Origin of the sequence: Paenibacillus nuruki, assembly GCF_001721045.1 — a bacterium.
GTDB classification, from domain to species: Bacteria; Bacillota; Bacilli; order Paenibacillales; family Paenibacillaceae; genus Saccharibacillus; species Saccharibacillus nuruki.
In genome coordinates this window covers 34,269-48,851 of record NZ_MDER01000035.1, presented here as the reverse complement: position 1 = coordinate 48,851, position 14,583 = coordinate 34,269, and the positions used below count along the sequence as shown (strand labels likewise).

The 14,583-nt window shown below is 39.6% G+C and carries 11 protein-coding genes; 10 read left to right on the top strand and 1 reads right to left on the bottom strand.

The window, feature by feature from the left end:
* Positions 1–38: 38 nt before the first annotated feature.
* From dapA to PTI45_RS09520, 3 genes are all read left to right on the top strand, one after another.
* Complete coding sequence (gene dapA / locus PTI45_RS09530) at positions 39–917, top strand: 4-hydroxy-tetrahydrodipicolinate synthase (protein ID WP_083243445.1); 879 nt, start codon at positions 39–41, stop codon at positions 915–917.
* A 498-nt stretch (positions 918–1,415) separates the two neighbouring features.
* Positions 1,416–3,095, top strand: a complete 1,680-nt coding sequence (locus PTI45_RS09525) for a ribonuclease J (protein ID WP_069327328.1) — start codon at positions 1,416–1,418, stop codon at positions 3,093–3,095.
* A gap of 171 nt (positions 3,096–3,266) precedes the next feature.
* Positions 3,267–6,071, top strand: a complete 2,805-nt coding sequence (locus PTI45_RS09520; protein WP_083243444.1) for an FtsK/SpoIIIE family DNA translocase — start codon at positions 3,267–3,269, stop codon at positions 6,069–6,071.
* 154 nt (positions 6,072–6,225) lie between these two features.
* Here the strand turns inward: PTI45_RS09520 and PTI45_RS09515 are convergent, their stop codons facing one another.
* A complete protein-coding gene (locus tag PTI45_RS09515; RefSeq protein ID WP_069327327.1) occupies positions 6,226–7,302 on the bottom strand; it encodes a stalk domain-containing protein in 1,077 nt (358 codons plus the stop codon).
* A 395-nt stretch (positions 7,303–7,697) separates the two neighbouring features.
* Here PTI45_RS09515 and yfmF point away from each other — a divergent pair, with 395 nt between their 5' ends.
* The 7 genes from yfmF to pgsA all read left to right on the top strand — a co-directional run bounded on the left by yfmF (position 7,698) and on the right by pgsA (position 14,558).
* Entirely contained in the window at positions 7,698–8,981 is a 1,284-nt protein-coding gene (gene yfmF, locus PTI45_RS09510) for an EF-P 5-aminopentanol modification-associated protein YfmF (protein WP_069327326.1), read from the top strand.
* Positions 8,982–8,983: 2 nt separating this feature from the next.
* Positions 8,984–10,267, top strand: a complete 1,284-nt coding sequence (gene yfmH, locus PTI45_RS09505; protein WP_069327325.1) for an EF-P 5-aminopentanol modification-associated protein YfmH — start codon at positions 8,984–8,986, stop codon at positions 10,265–10,267.
* Between the two features lie 44 nt (positions 10,268–10,311).
* Positions 10,312–11,040, top strand: a complete 729-nt coding sequence (ymfI, locus tag PTI45_RS09500; RefSeq protein WP_069327451.1) for an elongation factor P 5-aminopentanone reductase — start codon at positions 10,312–10,314, stop codon at positions 11,038–11,040.
* A 322-nt stretch (positions 11,041–11,362) separates the two neighbouring features.
* Positions 11,363–12,130: a DUF3388 domain-containing protein gene (locus PTI45_RS09495; protein ID WP_069327324.1), complete on the top strand. Its 768-nt coding sequence runs from the start codon at positions 11,363–11,365 to the stop codon at positions 12,128–12,130.
* Between the two features lie 36 nt (positions 12,131–12,166).
* Positions 12,167–13,225 carry a helix-turn-helix domain-containing protein gene (locus tag PTI45_RS09490; protein WP_069327323.1) on the top strand — a complete coding sequence of 353 codons (1,059 nt, stop codon included), beginning with the start codon at positions 12,167–12,169 and terminating at the stop codon, positions 13,223–13,225.
* A gap of 128 nt (positions 13,226–13,353) precedes the next feature.
* On the top strand, positions 13,354–13,842 hold the full coding sequence (locus tag PTI45_RS09485; protein ID WP_069327322.1) for a YajQ family cyclic di-GMP-binding protein: 489 nt from the start codon (positions 13,354–13,356) through the stop codon (positions 13,840–13,842).
* Between the two features lie 128 nt (positions 13,843–13,970).
* On the top strand, positions 13,971–14,558 hold the full coding sequence (gene pgsA, locus PTI45_RS09480) for a CDP-diacylglycerol--glycerol-3-phosphate 3-phosphatidyltransferase (RefSeq protein WP_069327321.1): 588 nt from the start codon (positions 13,971–13,973) through the stop codon (positions 14,556–14,558).
* The last annotated feature ends 25 nt before the right edge of the window (positions 14,559–14,583 follow it).

Sequence of the window (14,583 nt, the reverse complement as noted above, 5' to 3'; positions counted from 1 at the left end):
GGTCATCGGATAGCTCCGTATTTGAAGGAGGAAATAGAGTGGTAGACTTTGGAAGATTAATGACAGCGATGATTACCCCTTTTAATGAACAAGATGAGATTGATTGGGATGCTACAGCAAGATTAATCGATTATTTAATTGATGTTCAAAAATCAGAATCATTAGTAGTATGTGGTACAACCGGTGAATCGCCTACACTTAGCGATGAAGAAAAACTGCAAATGTTTGAGTTTTCGGTTAAACATGCAGCAGGACGATGTAAAATTATCGCTGGAACAGGTAGTAATGAGACACGTCATTCGATACATTTGACTCGGGAAGCTTCCAAATTAGGCATAGACGGTGTATTGATTGTGGTTCCTTATTACAACAAACCTAATCAAGCTGGTATATATGAGCATTTTAAAGTGATTGCTCAAGCCACAGAACTTCCGGTTATTATGTACAATGTTCCAGGTCGTACAATTACAAGTATGTCTGTAACAACAACACTTAAGCTTGCCGAAATTTCGAATATTGTTGGAACCAAAGAATGTGCTTCAATTGAACAAGTTACACAGATTGTTGCTCATGCGCCAGAAGGCTTCCAAGTCTATTCAGGTGATGATTCTTCAGGTTTACCTGCTCTGGCTGTAGGGGCTCATGGTATTATCAGTGTAGCTAGTCATGTGGTAGGTGCAGAGATGACTGATATGATCGAAGCTTATCTTGCAGGTCGTCCTGTAGAAGCAGCTAAGCTGAATCAAAAGCTGTTCCCTATTTTCAAAGGGTTATTTGAAAGCCCTGAGCCGCTTCCTAATCCATCTGCGGTGAAATATGCACTATCTAAACGTGGCTTTGGTAATGGTAACGTTAGACTGCCATTATTACCGCCTACCGATCAAGAACAACAATTTATCGATCAATTATTTGTATAAAGTAGATGATCGATCATATAATCGTTCTAGACATAAAAAAGTTGCTCTTAATTAGGAGCAACTTTTTTATTTTTAAAGTGATAAATTTTTACGCATACATAAGAAGCTAGAAATAAAATATTGGAAATGAATAGATAAAATTTGAATGAAACAGGGCAGTTTATAAAGGCTTTAGCAGACTCAAGCAAACATGACTTGTGTTTTTGTTTTTTAATCATGTATAATAATCTCAAGTGACTGGGTGCGGTATAAAGAAATAGAGGTTTGCTGAATGGATACTTTGTCAGGCAGAGTATTTGTGCAACTCAGCAGACGGTCAACGAACCGATAAAGCTTTCGGGTGCTGATTCCTTGCGGAATCGAAACGGTTTGATAGATATCCGTTTTGAAAAAGGAACCCACCTTTATCGAAAGTTTTGTAATTATTGTATATACACATTAAATTTGTTTAAAAATATTTAGTAATACGTCCAATACTTATAGGAGGTCTAGATAACATTGTCGAAAAAAACGAATAACGAAAAACTGACGATCTTTGCTTTGGGCGGCGTTGGTGAAATTGGTAAAAATATGTACGTCATTCAATATGGTAATGACATTGTCGTAATTGATTCAGGTCTTAAATTCCCAGAGGAAGATATGCTAGGGATCGATATCGTTATCCCTGATATTTCATACCTTACAGAAAACCGTGACAAAGTACGTGCTATCATTTTGACGCATGGTCACGAAGATCATATCGGTGGTTTGCCATATGTATTGAAACATTTAAATGTACCTGTATACGGTACCAAATTAACGATTGGATTAGTGGAGAACAAGCTGAAAGAAGCAAATCTGCTTGGCGAAACTAAACGTATTCTGATCAATGAAGATTCAGAACTTAAATTAGGTAACACCCTCACTGCTACATTCTTCCGTACGAACCATAGTATTCCTGATTCTGTAGGTGTATGTGTCGCTACTCCAGAAGGTAACGTTGTACACACAGGTGACTTTAAATTTGATCATACGCCTGTAAATGGTGAATTCGCTAACTTGCAACGTATGGCTGAAATTGGTAGTAAAGGTGTTCTTGCACTACTATCCGATAGTACAAATGCTGAAAAACCAGGCTTTACACCTTCAGAACGCAATGTAGGTATTGTGTTAGAAGATATTTTCCGTAAAGCAACACAACGTGTAGTTGTCGCTACATTCGCATCTAACGTTCACCGTATTCAGCAAGTAGTTAACGCTGCTGCTGCAACAGGTCGTAAGATCACAGTTATCGGTAGAAGTATGGTAAATGTAGTAGGAATCGCTTCTGATCTTGGATATCTTGAAATTCCAGATGGGATGATTATCGAGCCAGAAGAAGTCAACAAAATGGCAGCAGATCGTGTAGTTATCCTGTCTACAGGAAGTCAAGGCGAGCCAATGTCAGCACTTACACGTATGGCCCGTTCGACACACCGCAAAGTCGATATTTTACCGGGAGATACTGTTATTATTGCAGCTACACCTGTACCGGGTAATGAAAAATATATCGGACGTACGATTGATGAATTGTTCCGCTTAGGTGCAAATGTTATCTACAGTGGTTCTAACTCAGGCGTCCATGTATCAGGACACGGATCACAAGAAGAGCTTAAATTAATGCTTAACTTGATGAAACCGAAATTCTTTATTCCTATTCATGGTGAACACCGTATGCAACGTAAACATGCTTTACTAGGTGAAGCTGTAGGTATTGCTCCAGAAGATATCTTTATGATTGATATTGGTGATACTGTTGAGATTCAAGGTGGAGTAGCACGTAAAGCCGGTAAAGTCACTTCTGGTAACGTGTTAATCGATGGATTAGGCGTAGGTGATGTAGGAAATATCGTTCTTCGTGATCGTAAACTATTGTCACAAGATGGTATCCTTGTTGTTGTCGTAACGCTTAGCAAGCAAGATGGACAGATTGTATCTGGACCAGACATCATCTCTCGTGGATTCGTATATGTTCGCGAATCTGAAGGATTGCTGGATGAAGCGAACCGCATCGTAACAAGCACATTGCAACGCTTAATGAGCGAACGTGTTAATGAGTGGGCTTCACTTAAAACAAGTGTTAAAGACTCTCTTGGTCGTTTCTTATATGAGCAAACGCGCCGTAGACCTATGATCCTTCCGATCATTATGGAAGTCTGAGTTCATGAAATATAGAATAAACGGGTAAGAGGCAACCAGTCGCCCCCGTTCATCACATGGTATATTGGACGGTCCCATGTGATGAACGGGGGTTTTGCGTTTTTTTTAGAGAGTGAAATCGTCTCAATTTGCTTGGTATATGATATAATAGTGCATCGGAGGTGGTGACAGATGGCGAAGCCTACAACAACCCAGAAATCCAAGTCAGCGCAAAGTTCACCACGAAAAAAAGTGGTGTCCAAAACTTCTTCAGCGACTCGGAAAACAACAACGACAACCAAGCGCAAACCTGTTGCTCGGAAGCGAAATACCAAAGCTAAAGTATCCGCTTGGGCGACATTAAAATATGAAGTCTATGGTATTATTTTGATTACATTTTCGGTGATTGCGTTATCCAGACAAGCCGCAGTGGGTGAATTTCTGCATTACATAACAGCCTTTATTTTAGGCAAAGTCTATTTCGTATTACCTCTGGTAGGTATTTATATTGGACTGGCTATTATGCTAAGACGAAAATGGCCACGAGGATGGAACGGCAGATTATCTGGATTGGTATTATTAACCTGTGCAGCTACACTGATCAGTATTTTAATGTATGTGCCAGCAGAACAATTAACTTCGTTGCCAGCAAGACAAACAGCAGGTGGTTATATTGGTGCTGTCCAGATGTGGTTATTTATGATGTTGTTTGGCGTGATCGGAACGAAACTTATTGCTACGGTTATGGTAATTATCAGTCTGATGCTGATTACTCAGTTGTCGGTCGCTGATCTAGTACAACGTATTCGTTTGCATGTTAGACAATTCTCTTCATGGAGTCAGGAAAAGATAGAACTGATGCAGATTGCCAAAGCAGAACGTCAAGAAGAACGTGAACTGCAAGCAGCAGAAGCAGCAGAGATGGAAGCTTATGAAGATGAGCTAGAAGACGAAGAAGAGGAAGCACCACGTACCAAGTCTAGTCTTTTTCCTTGGAAACGTAAGCGTCAAACCGAAGAAGCGGAAGAAAATCAATATGCTGCGATTGATGCACAGTATGAAGAAGCAGAAGCTAGACTTGCAACCGCATCTGTTGTGACTGCTATGCCTACTCGATCGAAAAGTCGATTATCTGCAAAAACCGAGCTTGATGAACAAGCTAATCTATCGACTTCACTTGCTGTAGCATCTACGCCAGAAAGTGATATTTGGGATAATGTAGATTCTGAAGGATCACTAGCTGAAAAGCCTCCGATTATCCGTGACTTTTTTGCACAAATGCAGTATGAACGTGGAGAGCAGAGTGAAGAAGAATACAATAGCGAACATGCGACTACAGATCATTTATCAACAGATATAGAAACAGAAGCTTTAACAGCTATTCTTCAGGCAGATCAGAATGAACAGGTAGTCACGCCGTTGCATCTGGTAGAAGAAGATCTAACCAATACAGATACAGAATCAATAGAATCTGAGACTAATAACGCTGTAGAAGATCAGCAGAGTTCGGGTATTGCTTCAGGAGCAATAGAAGGTAGCACGATCGTGCCTCCGCCTGTACCACAGCCTAAGCCTTACAAATTGCCTTCATTTGCTTTATTAGCGAAGCCGAAGAATATTAGTACTGCTAATGATCAAAATGACTATATGGTGATTGCACGTAAGCTAGAGACTACACTTGAAAGTTTTGGAGTACGTGCCAAAGTCGTTGAAGTCGTTCGGGGACCAGCAGTAACCCGTTATGAACTTCAACCTGATGTAGGTGTCAAAGTAAGCCGTATCGTAGGATTGACCGATGATATCGCATTAGCACTGGCTGCTAAAGATATTCGGATGGAAGCACCGATTCCAGGTAAAGCCGCTGTAGGGATAGAAGTACCGAATAACGAAGTGGCGATGGTTACTATGCGTGAAGTGATGGAAACTTCGATTTTCCAAGAGTCAGAAGCCAAATTGTCTATTGCTTTCGGACGAGATATCGCAGGACAGACGATTGTAGGGAACTTGGCTAAAATGCCCCATTTACTTGTAGCTGGAGCCACAGGTTCAGGTAAATCTGTATGTATTAATGGTATTATTACAAGCATCTTATACAAAGCGAAGCCAGATGAAGTCAAATTCTTAATGGTCGATCCTAAAATGGTAGAGTTGAATATTTATAATGGGATTCCGCATCTTTTAGCACCGGTCGTGACTGATCCCAAACGTGCTTCATTAGCACTGAAAAAGATCGTTGTCGAAATGGAAAAACGGTATGAGTTATTTTCCAAATCAGGTACCCGTAATATGGAAGGCTACAATAATCTGATGAAAGATAATCCAGCGGCTGTTTTACCCTATATCGTGGTGATTGTCGATGAGTTAGCCGATCTGATGATGGTTGCTGCTGGAGATGTGGAAGATGCAATTGCACGTTTAGCACAGATGGCGCGGGCAGCAGGTATTCATTTGATTATTGCAACTCAGCGTCCTTCAGTCGATGTTATTACAGGGGTCATCAAAGCCAATATTCCTTCACGGATCGCATTCGGTGTGTCTTCACAGATCGACTCACGGACTATTCTGGATATGGGTGGAGCGGAGAAATTGCTTGGTCGCGGGGATATGCTATTTATGCCTGTAGGTTCTTCCAAACCGACTCGTGTACAGGGAGCCTTTATGTCTGACGAAGAAGTAGAAGCGATTGTTGCCTACTGTCGTGGTCAAGGAGATGCCCAGTATGTAGAAGACTTGGTTCCTGAAATCGACGATACGGTGAATAACATGGATGAACAATTGGATGAATTGTATGATCAAGCTGTGCAGATTGTAGTAGAAGGTAAGCAAGCTTCGGTATCTCTATTACAACGACGCATGAGAGTAGGGTATACTCGTGCAGCACGTCTAATCGATTCTTTAGAAGCTCATGGAATTGTAGGTCCTTATGAGGGCAGTAAGCCTCGTGAAGTCTTGATTACGATTGAGCAATATCAGCAGAAGTTAGCTAGCAATTCATAATCGATGTAGAACAGGTAGTGCAAGAGGTGATCTATCCCAGAGTGGATTTATCATCTCATCTACCCTTAATAATAAATAAAAAGAAGCGCCACTCCTAAGTATTAGCGAGTAGCGCTTCTTTTTTATGCGTATTAGATGTTCAACGAACGAAATCTTATGAACCGTTGTAACGCTCTAAAATACTTGTTTTGTTGGAGCTATCATACACAAATCCATAAATCTTTTTGTTCATATTGCTATACGCGCTATCAATTTCTTCAGCAACGCTATTGAACAATGTATTGGTTTGGTATGAAGTTAATGAATTCCAATCACCTTTGTTAGCATAGATACGGAATACGATTTCTTCATCGTTGTCGTTAGACAATTCAATCGACAATTTAACACCTTTGTACGTACCAAAGTCGTTATTCAATGTAGTTTGAACTGTACTTAGATCAACATTTGAACCAATAATGATACTGTTACTGCTATTGGTTGAGAAAGTTAGCAACTTAACAGAGTTTTTGGTAACTACGGTTCCTGTTACTGTAGCTTCATCATAAGTGCTGTTGTCATGAATAGCATCTACGATATTTTGTAACAATGTTCTGCGGTTCGAAGTAGACAAATCGTTCCATACACTTTCAGTGACTTTGATATTCACTTTCAATTTGTCTGAATTACCTGTTAATTCAATATTAGCACTTGTACCTTTGTAATCAGCATAAGAATTGTTAAGTGTTGTTTGTAACTTATTCAATGTTGTGCTGTTTGAATTGGAGCTCGTATTATTGTTTTTCAAATCTGTAATTTGAGTGTTTAAGCTTGTGATTTGCGCTTGCAATTGAGCAATCGTTGTATCTTTTGTAGTGTTTTGCGCTGTTGCTGTATTCAATTGCAATTGTAGATTTTGGATTTGAGAATTTAACGTATCTACAGTTGTTTGAGGCACTTGAGTTGTTTTGTCAGCTACATTTACGATTTTGTTCGTATTGTCCCAAGTTACTTTTTTATCAAATACATCACCCATCATACGAAGTGGAATGTATGTAGTACCGTTAACCATGAATGGTTCTTGGCTAGCATCTACAGTCACTTCTTGGTTGTTGTAAATGACTTTAATGTTGTTGTACATCGCTTTGAGTTGCTTGGTCGCTTGAGAAGCATATGTGCTATTTACAAAAATACTGCCGGAAATAGCAAGAGCGGACACAGTAGCAATCATCACAGGTTTTTTTCTTAGTTTCATGTTGTTCGTCGAGCTCCTTTTTTTCTAGATTTGGAGATATACTTTTTTACTATACGCAATCTAAAGTATGGCCCCTTGATAATACTGCTTGTTTTGCCAGATAGACTGAGCATGACCATTCCTCATATAGTATGACGAAGTGTATCCAAAATATGTTGCTTTAAATCTGCTGATCTCCAGAAATTCGACATCAGACCGTCTATATTCCTTCATCAGAGACTAAATTTTATCACAGATGGAGGGGTGAAAGAAACCCAATGGCTTTTTTGAATACTTTGACTCATATAGCGCTATAACGAAATACCTGTCATCTCGTTTGCTTCTTGTATTTCGATTAGTATAAAATAAGTAGAGTTAGAGTATCACCAAATTGGCTTGATAAAGGAGTTTTGACGTTGAATAAGACCGGATTCGAACGCGGTGAAGTGAATGGAATACGTGTACATGTAATGCCAACGACACGATTCAAAACATTTGCCGTTTCACTTTATATGGGAACCCCCCTTGCAGAAGATACAGTTACTCCTACAGCTTTGATTCCTTTTATTTTGCGTAGAGGAACAGCCAAGTATCCAGAAACAACACAATTTCGTGAAGCTTTAGAAAATATGTATGGTGCAGGCTTTGGATTTGACGTATATAAAAAAGGCGATTATCAAATGGTGCAATTCCGTATGGATACGATCAATGATTCGTTTGTATCCGCAGATGAGTCGCTGTTAAAACAAAGTATTTCGTTTTTAGGCGATGCAGTGACTAATCCTGTGCTTGAAAATAATGCATTCCGTGAAAAATATGTGACTGCTGAGCGTGAGAATGTTCGTAAACGCTTAGAGTCTGTAGTGAATGACAAAATTCGTTATGCAGCTGAACGTTGTATTCAAGAAATGTGTAAAGATGAGCCTTACCGCTTAAATGCACTGGGTCAACTTAGTGATCTAGATCAATTGAACGGTGCTAACGTCTATGAACGCTACCAGCAATGGCTTGAAAATAGCACGATGGATCTGTATGTGGTAGGCGATACTACGTTAGATGAGGTTCTAGAGCTTGTAAGTAGTCAATTTGCTCGCAAAACCAATACCTTACATGCTTACAAAATATCTATTCCACGTTCTGCTGGTGCAGAAGTTAAACATATTGTTGAAAAAATGGAAATCAGTCAAGGTAAACTGAACATGGGATTACGCACACCGATTACTTATGGAGATAACCGTTATGCATCTGCATGGGTAGCAAACGGTATTCTTGGTGGATTCCCTCATTCCAAATTGTTTACCAATGTACGTGAAAAAGAAAGTCTAGCTTACTATGTCGGTTCACGATTTGATCCTTACAAAGGAATTACTACGATCCAATCAGGTATTGAAATACAGAACTTTGATAAAGCACTAAATATTATCAAAGAACAATTGGCTATTCTGCAAGCTGGTGAAATTAGTGAATCAGAGATCAGTCAGACCAAAGCAATGATTCGCAACGATTTGTTAGAATCTCGTGATTCTGCTTATCAAATGATCGGTTATGATTTCAATGGACGTTTTGCAGATAAAGATCGTCCGGTAGAGCAATTGTTGTCTGAAGTAGAATCGGTTACAAAAGAGCAGATCCAGACTGCGGCAAGTGTCTTGACACTGGATACGATTTATTTCCTTACGACAGAACAGAAGGAGGCATAATTATGGAAAGCATCCGCTATGAGCGTTTACAAGAAACATTATATTTCGAAACAATGGATAACGGACTACAAGTATATGTGCTTCCCAAAGAAGGATTTCAAAAAACATATGCTACATTTGCAACTAAATATGGCTCTGTAGATAATCATTTCCAAGTAGAAGGACAAGAAGAAGTTAAAGTACCTGATGGTATTGCTCACTTTTTGGAGCATAAAATGTTTGAAGAACCTGATGGTGTGGATGTATTTTCTAAATTTTCAGTTAAAGGAGCTTCTGCTAACGCATTTACTAGCTTTGAGCAGACTGTATATTTATTTTCAGCAACAGAACAGATTGAAGATAATCTAGAAACATTGTTGAATTATGTACAGAATCCTTATTTTACCAAAGAAAATGTAGATAAAGAAAAAGGTATTATCGGTCAAGAAATTCAAATGTATCAAGATAATGCAGACTGGCGTGTGTATTATGGATTGCTTGAAGCTATGTATCAAAAAAATCCATTACGCATCGATATTGCAGGTACGATTGAATCGATTAGTACGATAACTAAAGATACATTGTATGAGTGTTACAACACGTTTTATCATCCTTCGAATATGATGCTATTCGTAGTAGGTGGAGTTGATCCTGCTACAGTTATGGAGCAAGTACGTTCGAATCAAAAAGCGAAAGATTACCAACCACAAGGTGCAATCAGTCGTTTCTTTGAAGAAGAACCTGTAGCTGTAGGAGAAGCATGGCACGAAGTTCGCTTGCCTGTATCAGAGCCTAAATGTCTACTGGGTCTGAAAGAAGTCAAAAATGGTCTTACAGGTGAAGCTCTACAACGTCGTACATTAACAACCAAGCTTATGCTCGATCTATTGCTAGGAAACAGTACGCAGTTGTATCAGACTTTGTATGACGAAGAATTGATTTCAGATGATTTCGGAAGTGATTATAGCAGTACAACCGAATATGGCTATTCGATGATGGGTGGAGATACCCGTGATCCTAAGCTACTTGTCAAACGTCTGCAAGAAGAGATTAATAAAGTGGTTGCTACTGGCTTTAGTCAAGATGCATTTGATCGAGCTTTACGTAAAAAAATCGGTGGATACTTGCGAATGTTAAATTCTCCAGAAAGTATTGCACATGAATTTACACGTAATCGTTTCCGTGATAGTGACTTCTTTGATATTCTTCCTATCTACGAATCATTAACGGTTGAAGATGTAAATGCTCGTTTGCGTGAACATATGAACTGGGATCAGCTAGCTGTCTCGGTGGTTGTTAGTCCGTGAATCAGCCTCCATCTGTAGCAGCAAGTAGCAAGCCTTTTTCACAAATGACGGTCTTGGTTACAGGGGCAAGTAAAGGGATAGGGGCTGCGACAGCCAAACGGTTTGCGATGGCTGGAATGAATGTCGCTGTTCACTATCGCAGTTCGCATGAAGAAGCGAATGATGTAGCTCGTGTCTGTCTGGATTACGGTGTGAAAGTACTAACTATTGCAGCAGATTTACGTAGCATGGAACAGATTAAGCGGATGCGTGAAAAGTTGGAACAGCATGACATGTTGCCTGATATTCTGGTAAACAATGCAGGTATCGCTCATTATGGAATGTTGACTGATATGACAGAACAAGATTTCGATGATGTGATTGCTACCAATCTCAAAAGTGTTTTTCTTTGTACTCAAGCTTTTATGCCGCATATGATCCATCAACGGTATGGACGCATTATTAATGTGTCCAGTATCTGGGGGATTACAGGCGCTTCTTGTGAAGTGTTGTATTCAGCAAGTAAAGGTGGAATCAATGCTTTTACCAAAGCGTTAGCCAAAGAGCTAGCGCCCTCTGGTGTGACTGTGAATGCGATTGCGCCGGGTGTAGTGCGTACAGAGATGATTGCTCATCTGGAACCTTCGGAAATTGAATCGTTGGAAGAAGAGATTCCAGCAGGACGAATTGCTGAACCAGATGAAATTGCTTCGATGGTTTACTTTTTGGCGTTGCCTGAATCGGGATATATGACGGGACAAGTAGTCAGCCCGAATGGTGGATTTTTGACTTGAGATTGCTAAGAACGTAAGATGTTTAATACGATGAAGGAGCTTCTATATTTAGATATAGAAGCTCCTATTCATATCATGATATAATCGTGTAGTTTGAGTGATGACGAAGTTGTTACTGTCTGCTTCTTGCCTTTCTATTTTATTTTATATATCATTAACGTGTTAATGACTTTGCATTGAACAGCAGAAAAGGGTCGGAGTTCGTACAGACTATCTGCTTTGATGACTATATAGTAGCACCGTTGTAAAAATAAATGTTTGATCCATCGACATAGGATTCGAGCTATAAAGTATTCATGCGATAGAAAGGTTAGAGGTGAACGTGGAACTAAAACAGTGGTATTTGGAGTACAGGATACATAAAAATCGTCCTGGTCTATTGGGAGATGTGGCGTCTTTATTGGGTATGCTGAATGTTAACATTTTGACCATTAATGGTGTAGAGGGTAAGACCCGTGGTATGCTATTGGAGACAGATGATGATGAGAAGATTCGTTTGCTTGGCGATATGCTCGCTAAAGTGAGCAATATTACAGTGACGGCTTTGCGTCAACCCAAGCTTGTTGATATTCTAGCTGTACGTCATGGACGTTATATTGAGCGTGATTCGGATGACAAGAAGACATTCCGTTTTACAAGAGATGAACTGGGCTTGCTGGTTGATTTCCTTGGTGAAATATTTAAGCGTGAAGGCAATCAGATTATCGGTTTACGTGGAATGCCACGTGTCGGCAAAACAGAGTCGATTATCGCAGGTAGCGTATGTGCGATGAAACGGTGGACATTTGTATCTTCGACTTTGCTTAGACAAACGGTACGTAGTCAATTATCTGAAGAGGAGAACAATCCAAACAACATCTTTATTATCGATGGGATTGTGAGTACGATTCGTTCCAATGAACGTCATCACCAATTGCTTCAAGATATCATGGCGATGCCAAGTACTAAAGTGATCGAACATCCCGATATTTTTGTGCGGGAATCTGATTATGAGTACAGTGATTTCAACATTATTATTGAATTGCGCAACAATCCGGGAGAAGAGATCGTCTATGATACATTCACGGAAAGTTATGCGGATGATATATAAAAAAAGTCAAAAACATTATAACCAGGAGGTAATAGTATGTCAGATCTAGGTCGGCAGTTAAGGGATGCCCGCCTTGCGAAAGGTTTATCACTTGATGATGTGCAAGAAATGACCAAAATACGTAAACGCTATTTGGAAGCTATTGAAGCAGGAGATTTTAAAGTACTTCCAGGGAGCTTTTATGTACGTGCATTTATTAAAACGTATGCGGAAGCGGTAGGTCTTAGTGCGGACGAGTTGTTACAAGAGCATCAAGACGATGTTCCAGAGACCGAAACAGAAGCAGTGATGGAACCGGTAGTGCAACAAAGGCGAGCGGCAAGAAGAACATCTTCAGGATCAGGACGAAGCGGTAAATGGTTATCAACAACATTGATGTGGATATTCCCATTATTGATCGTCGTATTGGTCTACATTTTCGTAGTGCGTACAGATAACGGTGCTCCTGAAGTGGCAACAAATAACAAAGGTCAACAACAAGAGACAACACAACCAACGACCACGACACCACCGGCAACAACTAAACCGGAAACAACAACGCCAACAACAACTCCAGAAAGTACAACGACAACACCACCGACTGGAGCAGGTACAGATCAAGAACAATCTACACCTGAAGCAACGGGTACGGATGAAGAAGCTACAGATCCTACAACGACTACAGATACAGCTTCTCAACCTGTGATTACACAAGCAGGTAAAGAAGGCAGAAACACTATTTTTAATGTGAATTACACAGGTACGACACCGCTTAAAGTAAGTATCAAAGCAACGGGTCAAAGTTGGCTTGAAGTATACAAATCAGCAGATTCTAGCGGAGAACGTTTATTTTTCAATAATACGGAAAGTGGACAAGACCTTTCTTACGATCTAGCGGATACAGGATTATATATCAAGTCTGGTAATTCTCCAGCTACCGATATTACAATCAATGGACAACCGATCACAGATGGTAAAGCAACTTCACGTATTGTTTTGAAATTAGTGAAAGAAGCTCCGGCTACAGAAACTACGGATTCTACGGGTACATCGACAGATTCTTCTACAGATGCGACAACAGATGAATCGACGACTACAGAGACAAGCGGAAATTAATGGTTAGTCACACAAAAAAGGACATACCTTCAAGCTGCCATTAGACAGCAGATTAAGGATGTCCTTTTTGTGCCATTAGACTTGTAACAACATATATTCTATAATTTTACCTAAAAGGGGGAAATCACATGGCAGAGAGTTCATTCGATATTGTCTCGAAAATGGATATGCAAGAGATGACAAATGCGATTACGCAAACAGAGAAAGAATTAGCAAGTCGTTTTGATTTTAAAGGAAGTAAAAGTACTCTAACGTTAGAAAAGGAAACATTAGTTGTGGTTTCTGATGATGATTATAAGTTAGGTGCTTTGATTGATATTTTGCAATCCAAAATGCTCAAAAGAGGATTGCCTATCAAAAATATAGACTATGGAACAATAGAGTCTGCGTCGATGGGAACGGTTCGTCAACGACTCAAATTAAAACAAGGTATTGATCAAGAAAACTCCAAAAAAATCAATACGTTAATCCGTGATGCAAAATTGAAAGTGAAAAGTCAGATTCAAGGCGATCAGATTCGGGTTACCGGAAAGAATAGAGATGATTTGCAAGCAGTAATCCAATTGCTTCGCAAAGCAGACCTTACTGTGGATCTTCAATTCACGAATATGAAATAAATCAGGTATCACCATGGTTGTGATCGAATTGATGGAGGCAGTAAAAAGATGAAACAAAAGATGCAGGCGGGAGCAATTACATATCATTGGTTCGCTGTTGAAAATAGATGCAGTAAGGAGGATACACAATGAATTTACCTAACCGCATAACGCTTACCCGTATTTTCTTAGTACCGGTGATGATGTTGTTCCTGCTCGTTAATTTTTCGTTTGGAGAAGGGCTTTTAAAAATTGGAGCATCTTTTGAGGTTAGTTACAACGATCTTATTGCGGCTTTGATCTTTATTATTGCAGCAAGTACAGATGGCATTGATGGACATATTGCACGTAGTCGTAATTTAGTCACCAATCTAGGGAAGTTACTTGATCCTTTGGCTGATAAATTATTGGTATCTGCGGCATTGATCTCATTGGTGGCTCTTGGTAAATGTGAAGCATGGATGGTTGTGATTATCATTAGCCGTGAATTTGCAGTAACAGGACTTCGTCAAATCGCATTATTGGATGGCAAAGTCGTTGCAGCTAGTAATTGGGGCAAAGCCAAAACGATTACACAAATTATAGCGATCTCTGCTTTAATGATCAATAATTTCCCATTTGCTTTACTAGGTATTCCATTTGCGGAGATTATGATCTGGGCAGCTACACTAATCACAATCTATTCCGGTATTGATTATTTTGTCAAAAATAAATCGTTACTTCATTTTTCCAGTTAAAATAACCTGTTTCTGTTCATCAGAA

What these genes read in the sequence shown, in the direction of transcription:
- pgsA (WP_069327321.1), top strand. Translation starts at nt 13,971, where the DNA reads ATGAATTTACCTAACCGCATAACGCTTACCCGTATTTTCTTAGTACCG.
- ymfI (WP_069327451.1), top strand. Translation starts at nt 10,312, where the DNA reads ATGACGGTCTTGGTTACAGGGGCAAGTAAAGGGATAGGGGCTGCGACA.
- yfmH (WP_069327325.1), top strand. Translation starts at nt 8,984, where the DNA reads ATGGAAAGCATCCGCTATGAGCGTTTACAAGAAACATTATATTTCGAA.
- PTI45_RS09485 (WP_069327322.1), top strand. Translation starts at nt 13,354, where the DNA reads ATGGCAGAGAGTTCATTCGATATTGTCTCGAAAATGGATATGCAAGAG.
- PTI45_RS09490 (WP_069327323.1), top strand. Translation starts at nt 12,167, where the DNA reads ATGTCAGATCTAGGTCGGCAGTTAAGGGATGCCCGCCTTGCGAAAGGT.
- PTI45_RS09520 (WP_083243444.1), top strand. Translation starts at nt 3,267, where the DNA reads ATGGCGAAGCCTACAACAACCCAGAAATCCAAGTCAGCGCAAAGTTCA.
- PTI45_RS09515 (WP_069327327.1), bottom strand. Translation starts at nt 7,302, where the DNA reads ATGAAACTAAGAAAAAAACCTGTGATGATTGCTACTGTGTCCGCTCTT.